This is a genomic window from Coleofasciculus sp. E2-BRE-01 (genome assembly GCF_040221695.1).
Lineage (GTDB): Bacteria > Cyanobacteriota > Cyanobacteriia > Cyanobacteriales > Coleofasciculaceae > Coleofasciculus.
The window spans coordinates 1-18,639 of the sequence record NZ_JAVKEA010000068.1 but is presented as its reverse complement, the minus strand read 5'-3'; the positions used below and the strand labels follow the sequence as shown (position 1 = coordinate 18,639).

Sequence of the window (18,639 nt, the reverse complement as noted above, 5' to 3'; positions counted from 1 at the left end):
CATAAGCTGTCATGCATTTAAATGGGTAAAAACTGTTCATACCCTTGCACCGCTATCAGGGAAAATGTATCATCGCTTCCCCAGCTTCCCCAGCTCCCCCAGCTTCCCCAGCTCCCCCAGCTTCCCCTGCTCCCCTATCCCTAAAAACATTGTCAGCATACTCTAACTCTAAGCGCGATCGCACACTTAACCATGGCATATCGATTAAAGGCACCCGAATCTATATCTGAGGGAGTTCAGCGGATTGCTTACGAACAGATTGACAAAGCATTAGCCCAATTATTGGGTCAAACTGATGATAGCCCAGAAGAAGCGGTTCATGATGCTCGTAAGCGGTTGAAGAAACTACGAGCATTATTGCGTTTAGTGCGAGATGAAATTGGTTCGGATACTTATCACCAAGAAAATACCTGTTTCCGAGATGCAGGGCGATTATTATCCGATGTACGAGATGCTCAGGTGACAATTGAAACCTTAGATGATTTAACCGAACATTTTGCCCCGATTATCTCAGCCGATGGCTTTAGGGAAGTGCGTCAAGCCTTAGAAGCCCGTAGTCAATCCATTAGTGAACGGGTTCTGGACAAAAAAAACACCCAAGAGGACGCCATTCGCATGATTAAAGCGGCGCGGGAACGGGTCAAGGATTGGTCAATTAAAAGCAATAAGTGGTCAACCCTCCAGGAGAGTGTTCAGCGCGTCTATAAACGAGGGGATAAAGCATTAATTGTAGCCTTTAAGCAGCCTAGCGTCGAAAACTTTCACGATTGGCGCAAACGGGTAAAATACCTTTGGTATCACCTGCGACTTCTTAAATTAGTATGGTCAGACTTGATGGCAGAAATGGCATCACAGACGAAACAATTAGCCGATTATCTAGGGGATGACCATGATTTAGCGATGTTGCGTCAGTTACTGGAACAGGAACCCAAACTAGGCTGCGATCGCACTCAACTAGATGCCCTCATTGGCTTAATTGACCGCCGCCGACTCCAATTGCAGCAGTCAGCCTACTGTTTAGGACAGCGCATTTATGCAGAGAAACCGGGAGTCTTCGTTGAGCGGATCGGGGTGTACTGGCAGATTTGGCGATCGGAACATGAGCAACAAAGTTTGTAATTAGCGCTTGTAGTTGCGCTTGTAGTTGCGCTTGTAGTTGCGCTTTAGCGCCATCAACGCATGGCTGAGAGGAACTTACCGATCATTAATCCACTTCCAACGGACCAATGCCCTTCTGTGTGGTAAAATGCTTTAACTCTTCCACCAACTGACTATCATTCGACGCCGTTCTCGCCCCCGCCTGGGCTGCCCAGTGTTTCAGCGCTTCAATTTGCTCCCGTGCGATCGCGGCAAGTGGTACCGTTTCTTCTATCGCCCGCACAATATCCTCGGTGGTAAAGTCTCGCCGTTGTCCATTCACCACCGTACCATAAGCTCGATGCATGGCATCAATAATCACCTGTTCAATCTCCGCCCCACTAAAGTTCTTCGCTTGTCGTGCTAATCTAACTAAATCAAAATCCCGTAAGCGAGAAGGGCGTAAGGGTTGCAAATGTACCTTAAAAATATCCTTGCGTTCGGCTTCCGTGGGCAAATTCAAAAAGAAGATTTCATCAAATCTGCCTTTCCGCAATAACTCGGCGGGCAAAATCTGCACATTATTTGCTGTCGCTACAATAAATACGGGACTTGTCTTTTCCTGCATCCAGGTAATCAGCGTACCAAATACCCGCCTCGACGTTCCCGAATCCCCATCAACGCCAGCACCAATATTACCAAACGCCTTATCAATCTCATCAATCCATAATACACAAGGCGCGATCGCTTCACTAATTTGAATCATCTGGCGCACCCGACTTTCACTTTCCCCAACAATCCCGCCAAATAATCGTCCTGTATCCAACCGCAATAAAGGCAAACGCCATTCATGGGCAATGGTTTTCGCAGATAGGGATTTCCCGGTTCCCTGAATTCCCACCAGTAAAATCCCCTTGGGATTAGGAATTCCATAGCGTCGCGCTTCTTCAGTAAACGCATCTTGGCGCATTCGTACCCATTGCTTGAGATTCTCCAATCCACCGACATTTTTTAACGATTCCTGGGCGGTGAAAAAGTCTAAAATTCCCGTTTGGCGAATCGCTTGTTTTTTCTCCCCTAATACGCCATCAATATCCGTTTCATTTACCTGTTGTTTTGCGGCTAATGCCTTTGCCAATACCCGGGCAATTCTGGCACGACTTAATCCCTGGCAGGCTTTAACTAATTGTTCCCGCGCTAATCCCGATACGTTTAAGTTTTCCGGTTTGACCAGAATATTAATCAGATAATCAATTTCCTGGGCATTAGGCAAGGGAAAATCAATAACCGTCACTTCCTCACTCAATTCTGCTGGCACTTCTAGGGTATGACTGGTGAGGATTAAGGTTTTGCGAGAACGCTTAAGTTCCTTGGTTAGATTCTTCAATTCTCGGATCACTGGCGCATTGCGATCGCTCTGCGGATTTTTTAAGATAAAATGTAGATCCCGGAGGACAAACAGGGTATTTTCCTGAGGATCAGTCTTACGAATCCGATGCAGCGCCCCCATTACTGAACCCTTATCCGCCCCATTATCCTCCCATCCCCGCACAATATCCCACAGTAACACTTGGCGTTCGGGTTGGGATTGCACAGCCACTGAGAGCAATACTTCTTCCACGGGTTCTTCTTCAACCGCTACGATATATAGCAACGGATAACGCGCCCGGATCATTAAATCTAATTGTTCGATTAAGGTTTGATGGGGATTAAAGGTATTAGTCATTTGTCATTTGTCATTTGTCATTCGTCATTTGTCATGATGAAACCCGCCCCTACAGGTTTTTTCTTAATTTATCGTAATCACTAAATCCAACTGGAAAGTCTGTATGCTCATCATAATCGGCATTGTCTAGATTAGCATCGGTCAGCTTGACTCCTTTTAGTTTAGCGCCCCTCAAGTTGGCGTCACTCAAGTCTGCTCCCATTAGATTTGCGCCAACCAGATTAGCTTCGGTAAAATTAGCTTGGCTTAAATTGGCGTTACTCAGGTTTGCCCAACTGATAATCCCTTGAGTCAGATTTGCCTCTTGCAGGTTAGCATTACTTAAATCTGCCCCTCTGAGATTCGCCTCTGTGAGTTCAGCTTGACTGAGGTTTGTCTCCTTTAGGGAAACACCAGTTAGGTTAACATGGCTGAGATTTGCCTGACTGAGTTCTACACCGTTTAGAATAGTTTGGTTGAAGTTCGCGCCTTGAAGGATTGCTCCTGTCAAATCTACTCGATTAAGATAGGCTCCACTGAGATTAGCATCACTTAAATCAATTTCGCTTAAGATTTCCCACTGCAAACAAATCCCACTTAAATTAGCTCTTGAGAACGCCCGATTTCCGGCGTCGTAACGGTTGAGGAGTTCCTTGGCTAATCGGATATTGTACTGAGTTAATGCTGATTCGGCTTGAGTGGCGGCGTGTTTTTCTAGGAGAGAATAAGCAGTTTGGTGAATCTCCCACACTTCATCATCTAAGGCTTGAATAAGTATCGCTATGCCCTTTTGCCGATAATTCAGGGCGTTATGGAGGGCGGCTATTTTGGCATTCAGGGATAGCGGAGAGGATGAGGGTGTCTGATTCAACTGCTGTTTTACGGCTTCAATTCCGCCTAATACAGCGTCTCCTCTGGAGATTGAACCGCCCAAAACCACATCAGTGTTTTGAGGTTGATTAGGATAAACTGTCATAGACTTGGGTTGGTGCGATCGCGCTGGTATAGACAACAAAATAAGAGCACGATAATACCGTACCCTTTTTATGGTGTTTAAAATCAGGCTTTGAGCGACATTAGGGACTTGCGGCTTAATAATATACCAATCAAGCTTGGCTGAGTTGATGAATACAGCTTTCCTGACTGGTACTTTATTTGTACGCAGCTCCCTTAGTATCTCCAAAGATGAAGCCTTATTGACAGATGAAGACCACAGCCATGAGATATATTCAAGCGAAGCGTTGCGCGGGGGGTATGGGGGAGGCGCTCGTCCCCCATCGGGGGGTCTGGGGGGCTGGTCCCCCAGAAAAAACTGCTATCTTTGACCCTATCTGTGACAAGAAGAAATGGGCTAAAAGCAGGACTCAACACTTCAGCTAGCTTGTCATCCCGTGAGCTACCCGACTCTAGTCAATCGCATCCGCCGTATCTTCTAATGCTCGCTGCGCTGATTTACTGGCTTTACTTGCTTTATCTTGCACGACATCGGCTGTATCTTCTGCGGCGCGTTTCGTCTTTTTGGCGATAGTTTCACCCGTTTCTTGTGCCTTTTCTTTCGTGTCTTCGGCTGAACGTTTGGTAGACTTAGCTACATCTTCAGCAACATCTTCAGTTTTTTCCTTTGCCTCTTTTGCCGAACGCTTGGCAGACTTGCTTACATCTTCAGCCGCATCCGTTGTATTATCTTTGAGATTTTCAACACCCCTCTGAGTTCCCTTATTTACACCCTCGGTGAAATCAGTGGCTGACTCTTTCACATCTTTGCCGAGTCGCTCAACTCGTTTATTCAGCGGCGCTCCTTCTTTATAATTCTCGATAAACTTTTCCGGAGTATCCGCCTTCTTCTCCAGATTTTTCTCGGCGTTTTTAATTAATTTGTCCGCATTATCCTTTGCCTGACGAGACGTTTTCGGAGAATCAACCCCCTGATAGTCCTTCGCTCCGCCTGTAGGCGTGAGAACTTCAGTAACATTTTTGGTCACATCGTCCGCCGTCTTCGCTGATACTCCACTATTGCATCCTGTACTGATGAATACAAAGATACTCGCTAGAGCCACGGTTAATAATTGAGTAAACCGTTTATTTTTTAGCCAATCTATCATTCTGCTCATAAAAAAAATCTCCTTAGTTTTATTGTCAGTGAATTATCCTAAGTCTCAAGCCGTCACCGTTCTCAACTTAATTGAGCTAATTCGGGTTGCTCTACCGAGCTGTTTGATACGTTTAACCTACGGCTGACATCAGGATTTAGAGACATATTGTTGTCAGTGTAACTGTCTCCTCCCTTCTTGTAGGGGTTATTCGTGCCTCCAGCTTGAACCGGAGGATTTTCTGGACGCCCACTTTCTACCGCTGTATTACTACACGCCGTACCAATCAGTAGCATCACACAGGCTAAAGCCAGTGTTAATATCTGTCGCCAAATCTCAGTCAGTCGTTTCACACTATACTCCTAAGCGATATGCACCTCACGATTGCCTAGCTTATCACTATCCAGGCGATCGCTATCTCTAGCCAAGGTGACATTCTACTTTATCCTGGAAGCGGCTCGTCTCTAACTGAAGACAGAGAAAAATCATTTGCAGTCTTCATAAGCTTCTCTTCTCCCCAGCACCCCAGCACCTCTGCACCTCTGCACCCCATCTTTCTCGACGATCTACTGATTTTCGGGTTTCTCTTCCAAATTGACATAATCCCGAAGCTGAGAAAACACTCGGTAAGCATCTAGCTGAAATTCTGAACTTGCCGCATTATCCATTTTGATCAGATTATATTGAACATTTTCCGTATGAATGGCAAAGGTAATTTTAAACACTTCAAAAAATGTAATCACCCAACGACAGTCCTCTTCCGCATAATTGGTGTAATATTGAATTAATTTAGCAATGCAAGTTTCTAGATGATTACGCGAGTTCGGACAAATCATAATAATTTTCAGCAAGAGCATCGCTAAGGTTAAGTGATGACCTTGAGACATGAGCAGAATAAACAGGGGTGACGGCTCATCCTGATTTTCAGTAGTCAAATACTCAATTAAGCGGTTACAGGTTCTCAGGAGTAATGCCGCCTCTATGGTTGTATCGTGGTAATCTTTGTAGAGATCATTTAATTTCTCAGTTAAGGTTTGATTTAAGGATTTAACTAACTCTTTCTTTTTAACGGAAAATATAAGATAGTTGTGCAAGCTTTTTTTGAATCTCTTATAATTTGAATCTTTGGTTTGTTCTAAAAAGATATTAGCGACATTTTTATAGTTAAACATTCCATGCTTAACTACAATTTTTTTAATTAGATCAACAACTTTATCCCCTAAACCTGTAGGATTATTGTAAATAGATTCCCGACAAATTGCGGATTTAGAGTGCGCCGTATACATTGCCAAATCAAACTTGAACTGATCTTTGAGTTTTTTTGACAAGATTCTCGCAGCTTCACGTTGCTCCACGGGGTTGTTCAGATTTGTATACTGGGGAACGAGTAGATAAGAGATATAACGGTTACTCCAATGACCTGGATCTGAAGTTACTTGTTGAGTAATAAATAATTGAAGTTCGTGATAGTCTTGACTGTTAATGAAATTTACCAGCCATGCTCTTTGACGGCTTAATGTTGGCGATAATGTTTTTCGCGTCAGTTTTACATCAGCAAATAAGGATACTAAGTCTTGACTAGCCGTGAAATTTCTTGAGGTGTACCAATTATTAATAACAATATAACAGGAACGTTTAAGGGTATTTGTAAATTCTTTTTCATCGTTAGCAAAAAGTATTTCTGATAAAGCTTGAATCGCTTCCGGATTACCTTCTGATGCATTATAGTCAATCAATAACCATTTAAATTCTTGCAAAACGGTTTCTGGCGGTTGCTGTTTAACCGTATCTAGCAAAAATTGATAGATAACATCCTGTGCCTGCTGAAGAGGGAATCCTAGCTGGTTGGATTGAGTACGAGACTCAGTATGACGAGTATCTAAGATAACTTCCCTGATCATGGAAATCCAAGAGGACGCTTACGCCCTTACTGAAGGTCTAATAGTAGCAAGTTGATGACACCCTGCGTCAAGGCTACCGCTCATCGACGTGTTCAGCTTGACGACCTCACAATTGATATTGACATAAATTCATCATATATATTTTCGGGAAAATATATAGGGGTTGCTGAATAAGGGTTGTGGTGAGGCGAGGGAACAGGGAACGGGGAACAGGGAACAGTAGAGAATGTCCTCAATACTGTTCGGTTAAGGGAAGCGGGGGAAGCAGGGGAAGCATGTAGAGACGTTGCATGCAACGTCTCTTAGCAGGGGGAGAATAATGCTTAAGTCAGCGATGCGAACGTTTATAGCGCTAAAGCGCTTACTACATACAAACCTTTAAGACTGATCCGACTCAGATTTCATCCGGTTAATTTCCCGTTGTAATTCTTCGAGTTGACGCTGTAATCGTTGGGCTTCCTGGTTTTGAGCCGCTTGGGATGGCACATTGACTGATCCTTCGTCGGTTACTCGTCGATAATTGCCCTGACGAATTTGACGATATTCTTCTGATTTGACCCAATCTCGCAGATAGCGCAAGCGTTCAACCGGAAAAGGATGGGTGAGAAACGAACCATTCCCACCGTTGTATAATAAAAACTTATAAACTTGATTAAGACTATCTTGGTCAAGGTCTTGAAATCGGTCGGATTGGCGGATAAATTCATCAAGGCTGCACTCATGACCATAAGCATGAGAACCCCCCGATAGTTTCATCATCGTTTTCATGACGATATTGATATCATCGATGACCAATAAAGCCGCCCGATCTGACGATAACTCCGCTTTCCGCCGCCATTCATAAAAGGCAAAGAGTAAACCACTGGTGACAATATTGCCGATACCAAAGGTTAAATCTCCCAGAAATGCCGCCGCACCCATCGCCCAGATTCCCATCTGAATTAAAATCGTGTGACCACATTTGATATGTCCCAGTTCATGTGCCAACACGGTGCGAATTTCGACTTCAGTGAGTACGTCTAATAATCCTGTATTTAATACAATGTATGGATGGTCTTGTCCCAAGGCATAACTGTTCACTTGGGGGTTTTGACTGACAAATAGGGTGGGTTCGGGATGGATATCTAAATCCCGTACACATTCGCGAAATAAGCTGTAAATCGTGGAATATTGGCGCGGTCCCACTTGGATACTGTTGCCCATCAGATAGACGAATTGGGGGCGTTCGTAGATAAATTCGACGAATTTGCGAGCAACTAGGTTAAATCCAGGAACACTCCGGAGGGCATCCTCGGCTTGTTGGTCAAGGGGGTGTCGGAAGGCGTCGCTAGAAATTCCAGGATAGGTGGGCATAGGGAAGTTGAGGCTGAAACGTGAAAGTAGGTCTTTCTATCCTAGCGATTTGGAACTCCTCTGTAAGATCCCCGACTTCTTCGAGAAGTCGGGGATCTGGTAAAACCTTGAATTTAACCTCTAGTTTTTGCAGACCAAACGCGAGTGGGTAATCCCCAAATGTAGATAAAGCCTTCAGCGGCTTTGTGGTCAAACTGATCTTCGGAGGTATAGGTTGCCAGTTCTGGGGTATAGAGGGAATTGTTAGACGCTCGTCCGACAATGGTGGCATTCCCTTTAAAGAATTTCACCCGCACGCTTCCGGAGACTTGCTCCTGAGTTTGCTGAATGAACGCATCTAGAGCATCTTTTAGGGGAGAGTACCATAACCCCTGGTAAATAAGCTGGCTATAGGTGTCTTCAATCCCTCGCTTATACTGGCTGACATCAGAGGTTAACGTCAGGCTTTCTAAGTCGCGATGGGCATGGATTAAGGTTAACAGAGCCGGGACTTCATAAATCTCTCTGGATTTAATCCCGACAACCCGATTCTCAATCATATCAATCCGCCCCACCCCATGATTTCCGGCGACTTGGTTAAGCTGAGTAATCAGGGCGACGGGTTCAAGGGCTTGACCATTCAGGGAGATCGGAATTCCTCGCTCAAAGCCAATATCGACGTATTCTGGATCATTGGGAGTATCCGCGATCGCTTTGGTCATCAGATAGATTTCTTCCGGCGGTTCAGCCATGGGATCTTCGAGAATCCCCGCCTCAATACTACGACCCAACAAATTACGGTCAATACTGTAGGGGGAAGACTTTTTCACTGGAGAGGGAATCCCGAATTTTTCCCCATAGGCGATCGTATCTTCCCGGCTCAACCCCCACTCCCTCGCGGGTGCGAGAACTTTCAAGTTGGGATCGAGCGCCGTAATCGACACATCAAACCGCACCTGGTCATTCCCTTTACCTGTACAACCGTGAGCCACGGCATCTGCACCATACTTGTGGGCAGCTTCGACCAATAATTTAGCAATCAGCGGACGCGCTAGTGCCGTGGACAAGGGATAGCGATTTTCATACAGCGCATTTGCCTGAATCGCGGGAAAGGCATAATCTGTGACAAACCGTTCAGTCGCGTCCGCCACCAGAGACTCGGCTGCGCCCGATGTCAAGGCTTTGTCTTTGATCGGTTCTAACTCATCACCTTGACCTAAATCGGCGGCTAGCGTGATCACCTCCTTCACACCCCATTCCTCTTTGAGATAAGGAATGCAGACGGAAGTATCGACGCCACCTGAGTAGGCTAGTACAACTTTTTCAGCACGACCCATGAATTTCTCACCCTGGGAAACAACCAGGACATCATTGTGACAGATCCCGTCTCTAAATCAAAGATTATGAGACGCACCATGGCGTGTCTATTCGTTCGAGGGAGCATGACGGCTTAACATAGAACGTCCCTGGTAAGGGTTGATCAAAATCAACGCCGGATTCTCCATCTGTCGCTATCATGGAATTCACTTCTAAGACAGACTGATTGGATGAGCTAGCTACACCCACACGCTTACTTAGTGCAGGATTTATGGAAATACCTGCTGTAGGGCGAAGCGATCGCGCCGTTTGGTCTGCTAGGAAGGACATATCGAACCGAACCAGTGCAACGGTGTCAGATTGATTTAGGGTAGCATCTGGGCAACTATTCACAGGCAAGCCTGGTCGGTGATGTAAACCGATGTTACCGTCAACCATGACCAATTGGTCAGCTATTTATCCCTATACCCCTTATATCCTGCTTGTCTGGCTGGGGGTTTTTGCCTTAGTCGCCCTACTCACTGGGTTAATCTCCATTTGGATACGTCAGGCCCTCTCACATTTATGTCAACGGTCTAAAGCCTTGACAAATTCCCTCAACTCTGATTCAGAGTTGCGTGCCTTATTTGAGGCGATGACGGAACTAATTTTCGTCAAAGATCGCCAAGGACGTTATCTGAAAATTGTCTCAGCCAATCCAGACTTGTTAGGTCAACCGGTTGAAGCGATGCTGGGCAAAACGGAGTATGATCTTTTAGCGCGATCGCAGGCGGATCAGTTTGTCGGGTATATTCGCCAAGCCTTAGACAGCCAACAGACGGTTCAGGTTGAGTATCGTCTCACCTTGGCTGATCGAACGGTTTGGTTTGCAGCCAGTATTTCACCCATCTCAAAAGACTCTGTTCTCTGGGTGGCGCGGGATATTACTGAACATAAACACACCCTAGAAGCGTTGCGAGCCAGTGAAGCCCAGTATCGAGATTTAGTTGAAACCCCCAATTGCATTATTTTGCGGTGGGATGTTCAGGGAAAAATTAAATTCATTAATCGTTATGGTCAGACCTTTTTTGGCTACGATAACGATCAACTCCTAAATTGTTCCCTAGTCGGAACTCTCGTCCCGAATACGCCGCGATCGCAACGGATGCTGTCTATTTTGATTCGAGCTATCCGCAAACGCCCAGAACGCTATCGGATCAGAACCGTGGAAACCATTCATAAGACAGGGAAAACGGTTTGGGTTACCTGGGCAAATAAACCAATTTTCAATGAGGAGGGTGAATTAATTGAAGTTCTCTCAATTGGCACGGATGTGACAGAACGCAAGCAAGCTGAAGCCGCCTTGAGAGAAAAAGAGGAATATTTACGATTAGTTATCGATAATATCCCGCAACAAGTCTTTTGGAAAGATATCAACTTAGTCTTTCTCGGTTGCAATAAAAAGTGGGCAAAGACAGCCGGGTTAGACAATCCAGAGGTTGTGGTGGGTAAAACAGACTATGATTTACTGCCTAGTCGAGACATTGCTGAACTCTACCGCCAGCAAGATGCGCGGGTGATTAGCCGGAATCAAGCCGAATTTCATGTTGTCGAAACCAAACAAAAACCCCCCGTTGATGGACAAACGGTTTGGCTGGATGTGAGTAAAATTCCCATCCATGATGCCCAAGGTAAAGTCGTTGGCGTTTTAGGGGTATTAGAAGATATCACCCAGCGTATTCAAGTTGAGAAACAGCGCCTCCAAGCGGAAGCAGACTTGCGGGCGGAACAGGAAAAGTCGGAACGCCTGTTATTAAATATTTTGCCAGAGGCGATCGCCCAGCAGTTGAAACAAAATCACAGTACCTTAGGCAAGTACCATGGGGAAGCCCTAATCGCTGAACAATTCGACGATGTGACGATTTTGTTTGCGGATATTGTGGGGTTTACACCCCTATCAAGCCGAATGCCACCGACGGAATTGGTTCAATTACTCGGAACTATTATCTCCACGTTTGATTTGCTGTCTGAGGAGTATGGGTTGGAGAAGATTAAAACCATTGGTGATGCTTATATGGTTGCCTGTGGTCTACCCTTACCCCGATTCGATCATACTGAAGCGATCGCGGATATGGCATTAGAGATGCAACGGGTGATTACTCAATTTCGCATGGATACCGGAGAAGCGTTTCAACTGCGGATTGGCATTAATACCGGACCGGTGATTGCTGGAGTCATCGGGATGAAAAAGTTTATTTACGATCTGTGGGGGGATACGGTAAATGTCGCCTCGCGGATGGAATCTCAAGGAACTTCAGGGGGAATTCAAGTCACTCAGGCAACTTACGAACGGTTAAAGGATCAATATGTGTTGGAAAAACGCGGGATTATTGAGGTGAAGGGAAAAGGAGAAATGCTTACCTATTGGCTAACAGGAAAAGCCTGAAATAGTTTTGACCCTTCACGGCGGAAAGAGGGCATGGCGTCTGAGTATGTAGGAGCGGGTTTAGGAAGATTCTTTTCGCTATTGATAGTAACGTTTTTGCAAAACCCGCCCTGACGGAGGATTGACCCTTAGCTTCGCTCAAGAAAACCAGGTTTTTATACCAAGTTGCATTCAAAGATATAACTTTCCCTCCCCCTGCTTCCCCTGCTTCCCCTGCTTCCCCTACTTCCCCTGCTTCCCCTGCTTCCCCTGCTTCCCCTACTTCCCCTGCTTCCCCTGCTTCCCCTGCTTCCCCTGCTTTTCCTATCTACTATGTTTGAGTGCAACTCGGTATTAGGGGCGGGTTTTACTATTATCGTTCTTCCCTGTTCCCCAGAAGATGCCCTCTAGGGGTATTGCGAATTATTACAAAAACTTGTTGGATTTAATTGGGTATAGTAAAAAACCGCCAAAGGTCATCAATGAGGAAACCAATAATCATTTTCACGAGCCTGATGGTCTTGACAACTGGGACGCTAGTTAGCTGTTCCCAGAGTCCAAACACCAGCGAGACTCAGACACAAACAGAAACTCAGAGTGCAACTCAGGCAAGTCAAGGGAGTGGAACCCTGGAAATTCGGGCGAATGGCGAGGATTTTGTCCGCCAAGGTTTTATATCAAAAGATGGATGGCAAATTACCTTTGATCATGTTTATGTCAACTTAGCTGATATCACAGCTTATCAAAGTGACCCACCATTCAATGCTGAGGCGGGTAGTAAAGTGCAATCGAAAGACAAAGTAGTTCTTGACAAAACCCACACGGTTGATTTAGCCGCAGGTGGGGAAGATGCCGATCCTATTCTCGTGGAAGACGTTGCCGATGCCCCTGCCGGACAATATAATGCCCTATCTTGGAAAATGGTCAAAGCCGAGGAGGGACCGGCTGAAGGTCAAACCATAGTTATGGTAGGGACAGCCGAGAAAGAGGGGCAAACCATTGACTTTACTATTGTCCTGAATCAGCCTTTAGAATTTGTCTGTGGGGAATTTGTGGGCGACGAACGCAAGGGAATTCTCGCTCAAGGGGATACCGCAGACTTGGAAGCCACGTTCCACTTTGATCACCTCTTTGGTGATGCAGGCGCACCCGCTGATGATGAGATTAATACTGGTGCGTTGGGGTTTGAACCGCTAGCGACTCTAGCCAACGATGGCACACTAGAGTTAGACCAACAGCAGCTAAAGTCAGAACTCTCCCCAGAAGAATACCAGAAACTTCAGGAAATTCTTCCCAGTTTAGGTCACGTTGGTGAGGGTCACTGTGAAGAAATCCAAACCGTTGCCAACGAATCGAGTTAAATTGGTCATTGGTTATTTGTCTTATGTCATTTGGCGATAAGGAAAATTATAACGAATGATAAAGAGTAGTTATGGTTACCAACTGGGTTTCAATCGTTTCTATGACATTAAGAAAATGTGAGCGATGAAGAGGAAATTTTTAGTCCCCCTTATCCTAATGTTAGTGATGAGCTGGTCAGCTAAAGCGACGGCTCATGGTGCCAAGATTAACTATGAAACTACCCAGGCGATTAAAATTGATGCGGCTTTTGATAACGGCGACCCCATGTCCAATGCCCAAGTTACGGTTTACTCTCCCCAAGATCCTTCTACTCCTTGGTTGCAAGGAACCACCGACGAAAAGGGTAGCTTTGTCTTTGCTCCCGATCACTCACAACCGGGAGAATGGGCAGTTCAGGTTCGCCAAGCGGGTCACGGAGATTTGATTACTATTTCTATGGGTGAGGATCAATCAGCAACAGAGAACACCGCCGATAGTCAAGTGATGAGTATTCAATCCACCAATAACTCCTTCACACCCATCCAAATTGTGGTGATGTCAGTTGCGGTGATCTGGGGTTTTGTCGGTACAGCACTCTATTTTGTCCAAGGAACAAAACAGGCTAAGTAGGTGGTCACAATTAGGTTAGAATTGTTCATTGTTCATTGTCAAAAAAATCAACAATTAGATCAGGGCGGGTTTTGAACAAATGTTATCATCAATCATGAAACATAAGTCCCTAAACCCGCCCCTACAAGTCAGGGTGGATTTTGAATAAATGTTATCATCAATTGTGAAACGTAAGTCCCTAAACCCGCCCCTACAAGTCAGGGTGGATTTTGAATAAATGTTATCATCAATTGTGAAACGTGAGTCCCTAAACCCGCCCCTACAAGTCAGGGTGGGTTTTGAATAAATGTTATCATCAATTGTGAAACGCAAGTCCATAAACTCGTCCCGACAAACCCGGTTCTATCGAGGGTTGTGAAGGGTCACGCGCCCTGCCCTCTTGCCGAAGTGAAGGGTCAAAACTACACAAAAATTATGCATATTCCTGATGGCATCCTGCCTGCTTCTGTCTGTATCACAGGTTACGCAGCGACAGGAGGTTTCACTTGGTACTCCCTGCGCCAAATTAACCGAGATCCGAATCCCCAAGAGAATATTCCCAAAGCATCTCTACTCACAGCCGCCTTTTTTGTCGCCTCTTGGATTCACATTCCCATCCCACCAACGAGTGTCCATTTGATTCTGAATGGGTTGTTAGGCACAATGTTGGGATATTATGCGTTTCCTGCCATTCTTATCGGTTTATTCTTCCAAGCTGTGATGTTTCAGCATGGTGGTTTATCGACTCTAGGAGTAAACGCCACAATGTTTGGCGTTCCGGCAATTTTGGCGTATCACCTATTTCAATTGCGCCTAAAATTCGATAAGGATAATCGAGTGGTGACGGGTATCTTTGCCTTTATCGGGGGTGCAGGAGGTTTGGGGATAGCAACTCTGCTATTTTTCGCTTTAGTGATTACTAATATTCCCGCAACTATAGATGCATCAGCCGAAAAAATGGCAATTTCCGGATTGGTATTGGCTCATATCCCACTCATGGCAATTGAGGGCGCGTTTACAACAGCCGTGGCTCTGTTTTTGAAGCAAGTCAAACCTGAATTGTTGGAGAGTTAATGAAACACGGACTGGATTTTTATGCCAATTTGGACTCTCCGATTCATCGTTGGGAATCCCGTTGCAAACTGATTGGCTTATTTAGCTTAATTTTTGCGTTTTCATTTGTTGAACAGTTAAGTTTACTCCCAGGGATGATCGTCGTGACACTGGTGTATTATCACCTCTCCAGATTACCCTTCTCGTTTTTGCGATCGCGGCTGCGCTACCCCGGTTTTTTTTTGCTGGCGATTACTCTACTTTTACCGTTTAGCGTGGGTAGTACGGTAATCGTTCAGATAGGTGTTTTAAGTCTATATCAAGAGGGAATCGTGGCGCTAGCGCTGATTGCGACTCGATTTTCATGTATTCTTACTGTGAGTTTAATTCTCTTTGGTACAGCCTCATTTTTGAGTACCGTCAAAGCCATGCGATCGCTGGGACTTCCGGCGGTACTAGCGGATATGACGCTATTGACGTACCGCTATATCGAACAGTTTGGTGAAGATTTAACCAAAATGAAACGGGCGATGCAATTGCGGGGATTTCAGGCGACTCGTTTCTCGCGCCGCAATCTGAATGTGCTGGCGTCTCTAGTGGGTAGCTTATTGGTTCGCAGTTACAACCAGTCACAGCAGGTTTATCAAGCGATGATATTGCGAGGGTATGGTTATACCCTGCACCATCGTAAACCGCCTAATCCCAAGAATCGTGTTTCTGGTGGGGATTTAATTAGTTTGGGAATAACCGTTGCGATCGCCCTTGGGTTCGTCGTTGCCGAAATTTTGGTAGAAAGGCAGTAGTAACGGGAAACAATTTCTCCAATCCTTACTAATGACGAATGACAAATGACGAATGACGAATGACAAATGACAAATGACAAATGACGAATGACAAATGACGAATGACGCATTATGAGACCACAACAACAACTTGTATCTAACCCAGACAGTGCCAGAGAACCTGCGATCGCGGTTTCTGATTTGAGTTTCTCCTATCCGGACAGACCTGCGGTTTTACAAGGAGTCAATCTTAATATATATTCTGAAGAACGAGTCGGTTTAATTGGACCCAATGGTGCGGGAAAAACCACGTTATTTCTCTCGATTTGCGGTATTTTAACACCAACATCTGGAGATATTGGCTTATTTGGAAACCCCGTTGTTGTGGGTGAGTTTCGCCCAGAAATTGGCTTCGTGTTTCAGAATCCCAACGACCAGTTATTATTACCGTCAGTATGGGAAGATGTCGCCTTTGGTCCACAGAATATGGGCATGTCAGAGGATGAGGTCAACCATCGCGTTCAAGATGCGCTATCCCTGACAGGTGTGGAAATGCTGGCAGAACGGGTTCCTCACAATCTTTCTGGGGGTGAGAAATGCTTGGTCGCGATCGCGGGGGTGTTAGCCATGCATCCTCAATTGGTTCTGTACGATGAACCCAGCGCGAACCTAGACATGCGCTATCGTCGTCGCGTGATCAACTTTCTCCAAACCGCCCAGCAAACGATTCTGATTTCTTCCCATGACTTAGAACTGATTATCGAAGTGTGCGATCGCGTGCTTTTACTGGATGAAGGACGAATTATTGCTGATGGAACTCCCCAGCAAGTGATGGCTAATGAATCGTTAATGAACGCTCATGGCTTGGAGATGCCGCACTCCCTGCGTCTTCATCATCAGTAGTGGAAAACCCCAGTCTGAAAAACCCCAGTCTGAATTCGCGATCGCGCCCATTTTTATGGATGAAAGCCACACCGATGAAAGCCCTGTAGGGGCGACCCACCTAGCTTAATGAACAACACCAGTCCATTTAATGAAATCGGGTCGCCCTCTCCTCTACCCTCTGTCACAGAAAGTGTATCTTAGGAATCTCATACAAAAATCCCTGACCTAAAGGATTAAGTCAGGGACGATAGTGTGAGGAGTGCATGAAAAAATGGACTTAGGTTAGGTTGGAGTCACTGAGGTGCGATGAAACTATCGTGTTGGTTATCGCACCAATTGCTGAACTCACGTTTGACAGGCTTAGACTTTCTGCTTACCTTTACGGCGAGAAGCAACTCCTAGAGCAGCGACTAATCCTAGTCCAGCTAATGTTGCGGGTTCAGGAACCGTTTCACTTATTGGGTCAGGTAAATTACCGTTGAAGAGATAGTTATTCGATTGTCCACCTCCCGTTAGCGAAGCGGTAATTAAGTTGCCGTTAATTTGAGCATTATTAAAGTCGAAAGCAGCGAAAGGCGCTAAAATACTACCTTGAATTCCCATGCCACTGGCTGACAGATCCCTAGCTTCATAGAAGTTGTAGATAACGTTCTGTCTCTGATCAATACCACCATTGAAATTAAATCCAAAGTTTTGTAATGATGCTTTGTCTCCACTAACATTCACAATGACCGTCGAACCTGGAGTTACATCAATGTTAAAGCTGTTGGCAGTGCTTAAATCAGAGGCATTGAGATGAAAAATGTTTTCGTCTTCATCTGAACCGCTTAACGTAATTCCACCATAAGCTATTTCTGTTGTACCAGTAGCCTCTAACCCTCCTAAAAATTGAGATAATGCTTGTAATTCTTGACTAGCTGCGGCGAAGTCAATGGGATTATCTTGGCGAAGCGTTCCCCCATGCTCAAGGGTTACAGACGTAAGTTCTGCTGTTTCCCCGTAAACTGCATTGCCTCTAACTTGACCATTTTCAAAGACTAAATTTTTACCAACAATCAAGACATCACCGTTGTTCCCGTCTTGAGGCAGATTCATTCCTGCATAAAAATCTGAGAATGTGACATTTCCGCCAATGGCGACCTTACCCTCAGAATCAGTATTGCTTTGATTCACATCGCCTAGCACAAATATATTATAGTCAGAAGCGATTCCGAGATTAATTGCATTAGCCTGGGTAGATAATCCTAGTACCATCGTCGCTGCAATTGATAAGGGAGCTACCAATTGTCTGATGCGCGAAAAAGTTTGAGTATTCATCTGTAAAATTCAACTGTGTAAGGAACTCTGAGTTTTAGGTATGACTCTTATCTAAGTCCGTTGCGTTAGATTTTGAACCTAACCTTTGCTCAGTTGTTTTTATCTTATTCAACAAACTGACTAGATGTCAGTATAAATGAAGGAAGATCATCAACTCTTTATGCATTTGAGTCACTTTATGAAACTCTAGTGAATTTTCACTCAGGGCAAAAAATATGAAGGAAGTGGTAGCGTTAGTGAAGCCTAGAACGTCGGTCTAGCAATAAGTTATCCCCTTTGCGTCCCCCTTTTGACCCCCCTCCCGTCCCCCGTTTGATCCCCCTTCCGTCCCCCTTCCACAGGGGGACGCCAGCAGATGCTTCGCGTTGTGTTCCATGGGGGACGCCGGCAGTTGGGTCGCGTTTGGTTCCATGGGGGAGGGCGGCAGATGCTTCGCGTGTTGTTCCATGGGGGAAGCCAGCAGATGCGTCGCGTTTGTTCCCTGGGGGAGTCCCGATGTTGCTTCGTTTTTTGTTCCGGGGGGGACGCCAGTGGAGGCTGCGCTTGTGTTGCACGGAAGAGGGAGTCGAAAAGCCCCTCCAAGAAAAAATATATTCCACTTCCCTCCCCGTGTAGGGGAGGGCTAGGGAGAGGTGAAAGACAGCGCGGGGCGCTGAAATAAAGTAACGGAAATCAAAGTCCCCCTTTTTAAGGGGGATTTTGGGGGATCGACCATGTACCGCATAGCAGAGCAAACTGCTGTATATTTCACTTCCCTCCCCTCGCAGGGGAGTGCAAGGGAGAGGTCAAACCAAGGTATTGCAGATTTTTGAGCTTAACTTGACAC

Annotated in this window: 17 protein-coding genes; 7 read left to right on the top strand and 10 right to left on the bottom strand. The window is 45.5% G+C overall.

Going from position 1 to position 18,639, the window contains the following annotated elements:
- Positions 1–55 precede the first annotated feature (55 nt).
- Positions 56–199, bottom strand: a complete 144-nt coding sequence (locus RIG66_RS08410) for a hypothetical protein (RefSeq protein ID WP_446377013.1) — start codon at positions 197–199, stop codon at positions 56–58.
- On the opposite strand from RIG66_RS08410, the gene RIG66_RS08405 reads away from it, so the two are divergent.
- Positions 193–1,119: a CHAD domain-containing protein gene (locus RIG66_RS08405; protein ID WP_446377011.1), complete on the top strand. Its 927-nt coding sequence runs from the start codon at positions 193–195 to the stop codon at positions 1,117–1,119. The genes RIG66_RS08410 and RIG66_RS08405 overlap by 7 nt on opposite strands.
- 85 nt (positions 1,120–1,204) lie before the next feature.
- Here the strand turns inward: RIG66_RS08405 and RIG66_RS08400 are convergent, their stop codons facing one another.
- The 8 genes from RIG66_RS08400 to RIG66_RS08365 all read right to left on the bottom strand — a co-directional run bounded on the left by RIG66_RS08400 (position 1,205) and on the right by RIG66_RS08365 (position 9,860).
- Positions 1,205–2,803, bottom strand: coding sequence for an AAA family ATPase (locus RIG66_RS08400; RefSeq protein ID WP_446377009.1), 1,599 nt, complete (start codon positions 2,801–2,803; stop codon positions 1,205–1,207).
- Positions 2,804–2,852: 49 nt separating this feature from the next.
- A complete protein-coding gene (locus RIG66_RS08395; protein ID WP_446377007.1) occupies positions 2,853–3,758 on the bottom strand; it encodes a pentapeptide repeat-containing protein in 906 nt (301 codons plus the stop codon).
- 430 nt (positions 3,759–4,188) lie between these two features.
- Positions 4,189–4,893, bottom strand: coding sequence for a hypothetical protein (locus tag RIG66_RS08390; protein WP_446377005.1), 705 nt, complete (start codon positions 4,891–4,893; stop codon positions 4,189–4,191).
- 62 nt (positions 4,894–4,955) lie between these two features.
- Positions 4,956–5,225 (bottom strand): DUF6658 family protein, encoded by a 270-nt coding sequence (locus RIG66_RS08385; RefSeq protein WP_446377003.1) that lies wholly within the window; start codon positions 5,223–5,225, stop codon positions 4,956–4,958.
- 213 nt (positions 5,226–5,438) lie between these two features.
- A complete protein-coding gene (locus RIG66_RS08380; protein ID WP_446377001.1) occupies positions 5,439–6,773 on the bottom strand; it encodes a hypothetical protein in 1,335 nt (444 codons plus the stop codon).
- A gap of 378 nt (positions 6,774–7,151) precedes the next feature.
- Complete coding sequence (locus tag RIG66_RS08375; RefSeq protein ID WP_446376999.1) at positions 7,152–8,126, bottom strand: M48 family metallopeptidase; 975 nt, start codon at positions 8,124–8,126, stop codon at positions 7,152–7,154.
- Positions 8,127–8,239: 113 nt separating this feature from the next.
- Positions 8,240–9,442, bottom strand: coding sequence for an argininosuccinate synthase (locus RIG66_RS08370; protein WP_446376997.1), 1,203 nt, complete (start codon positions 9,440–9,442; stop codon positions 8,240–8,242).
- A 64-nt stretch (positions 9,443–9,506) separates the two neighbouring features.
- A complete protein-coding gene (locus tag RIG66_RS08365; protein WP_446376995.1) occupies positions 9,507–9,860 on the bottom strand; it encodes a hypothetical protein in 354 nt (117 codons plus the stop codon).
- On the opposite strand from RIG66_RS08365, the gene RIG66_RS08360 reads away from it, so the two are divergent.
- The 6 genes from RIG66_RS08360 (at position 9,859) to RIG66_RS08335 (ending at position 16,514) form a co-directional block, all read left to right on the top strand.
- Positions 9,859–11,847 carry an adenylate/guanylate cyclase domain-containing protein gene (locus tag RIG66_RS08360; protein ID WP_446376993.1) on the top strand — a complete coding sequence of 663 codons (1,989 nt, stop codon included), beginning with the start codon at positions 9,859–9,861 and terminating at the stop codon, positions 11,845–11,847. The two genes, RIG66_RS08365 and RIG66_RS08360, sit on opposite strands and share 2 nt — an antisense overlap.
- 494 nt (positions 11,848–12,341) lie before the next feature.
- Positions 12,342–13,187, top strand: a complete 846-nt coding sequence (locus RIG66_RS08355; RefSeq protein ID WP_446377086.1) for a DUF4382 domain-containing protein — start codon at positions 12,342–12,344, stop codon at positions 13,185–13,187.
- 166 nt (positions 13,188–13,353) lie between these two features.
- Positions 13,354–13,797: a carboxypeptidase regulatory-like domain-containing protein gene (locus RIG66_RS08350; RefSeq protein ID WP_446376991.1), complete on the top strand. Its 444-nt coding sequence runs from the start codon at positions 13,354–13,356 to the stop codon at positions 13,795–13,797.
- A 414-nt stretch (positions 13,798–14,211) separates the two neighbouring features.
- Positions 14,212–14,850 (top strand): cobalt transporter CbiM, encoded by a 639-nt coding sequence (gene cbiM / locus RIG66_RS08345; RefSeq protein WP_446376989.1) that lies wholly within the window; start codon positions 14,212–14,214, stop codon positions 14,848–14,850.
- Complete coding sequence (cbiQ, locus tag RIG66_RS08340) at positions 14,850–15,632, top strand: cobalt ECF transporter T component CbiQ (protein ID WP_446376987.1); 783 nt, start codon at positions 14,850–14,852, stop codon at positions 15,630–15,632. Before cbiM ends, cbiQ begins: the two co-directional genes overlap by 1 nt.
- A 111-nt stretch (positions 15,633–15,743) precedes the next feature.
- Complete coding sequence (locus tag RIG66_RS08335; RefSeq protein ID WP_446376985.1) at positions 15,744–16,514, top strand: energy-coupling factor ABC transporter ATP-binding protein; 771 nt, start codon at positions 15,744–15,746, stop codon at positions 16,512–16,514.
- Between the two features lie 342 nt (positions 16,515–16,856).
- Here the strand turns inward: RIG66_RS08335 and RIG66_RS08330 are convergent, their stop codons facing one another.
- On the bottom strand, positions 16,857–17,813 hold the full coding sequence (locus RIG66_RS08330; RefSeq protein ID WP_446376983.1) for a choice-of-anchor A family protein: 957 nt from the start codon (positions 17,811–17,813) through the stop codon (positions 16,857–16,859).
- Positions 17,814–18,639 lie beyond the last annotated feature (826 nt).

Bases quoted from the DNA above. Each gene is read 5' to 3' on its own strand.
- RIG66_RS08405 (WP_446377011.1), top strand. From the start codon at position 193: ATGGCATATCGATTAAAGGCACCCGAATCTATATCTGAGGGAGTTCAG.
- RIG66_RS08355 (WP_446377086.1), top strand. From the start codon at position 12,342: ATGGTCTTGACAACTGGGACGCTAGTTAGCTGTTCCCAGAGTCCAAAC.
- RIG66_RS08375 (WP_446376999.1), bottom strand. From the start codon at position 8,126: ATGCCCACCTATCCTGGAATTTCTAGCGACGCCTTCCGACACCCCCTT.
- RIG66_RS08410 (WP_446377013.1), bottom strand. From the start codon at position 199: ATGCCATGGTTAAGTGTGCGATCGCGCTTAGAGTTAGAGTATGCTGAC.
- RIG66_RS08390 (WP_446377005.1), bottom strand. From the start codon at position 4,893: ATGAGCAGAATGATAGATTGGCTAAAAAATAAACGGTTTACTCAATTA.
- cbiQ (WP_446376987.1), top strand. From the start codon at position 14,850: ATGAAACACGGACTGGATTTTTATGCCAATTTGGACTCTCCGATTCAT.
- RIG66_RS08380 (WP_446377001.1), bottom strand. From the start codon at position 6,773: ATGATCAGGGAAGTTATCTTAGATACTCGTCATACTGAGTCTCGTACT.
- RIG66_RS08400 (WP_446377009.1), bottom strand. From the start codon at position 2,803: ATGACTAATACCTTTAATCCCCATCAAACCTTAATCGAACAATTAGAT.
- RIG66_RS08335 (WP_446376985.1), top strand. From the start codon at position 15,744: ATGAGACCACAACAACAACTTGTATCTAACCCAGACAGTGCCAGAGAA.
- RIG66_RS08350 (WP_446376991.1), top strand. From the start codon at position 13,354: ATGAGCTGGTCAGCTAAAGCGACGGCTCATGGTGCCAAGATTAACTAT.
- RIG66_RS08330 (WP_446376983.1), bottom strand. From the start codon at position 17,813: ATGAATACTCAAACTTTTTCGCGCATCAGACAATTGGTAGCTCCCTTA.
- RIG66_RS08360 (WP_446376993.1), top strand. From the start codon at position 9,859: ATGACCAATTGGTCAGCTATTTATCCCTATACCCCTTATATCCTGCTT.
- RIG66_RS08365 (WP_446376995.1), bottom strand. From the start codon at position 9,860: ATGGTTGACGGTAACATCGGTTTACATCACCGACCAGGCTTGCCTGTG.
- RIG66_RS08370 (WP_446376997.1), bottom strand. From the start codon at position 9,442: ATGGGTCGTGCTGAAAAAGTTGTACTAGCCTACTCAGGTGGCGTCGAT.
- RIG66_RS08395 (WP_446377007.1), bottom strand. From the start codon at position 3,758: ATGACAGTTTATCCTAATCAACCTCAAAACACTGATGTGGTTTTGGGC.
- cbiM (WP_446376989.1), top strand. From the start codon at position 14,212: ATGCATATTCCTGATGGCATCCTGCCTGCTTCTGTCTGTATCACAGGT.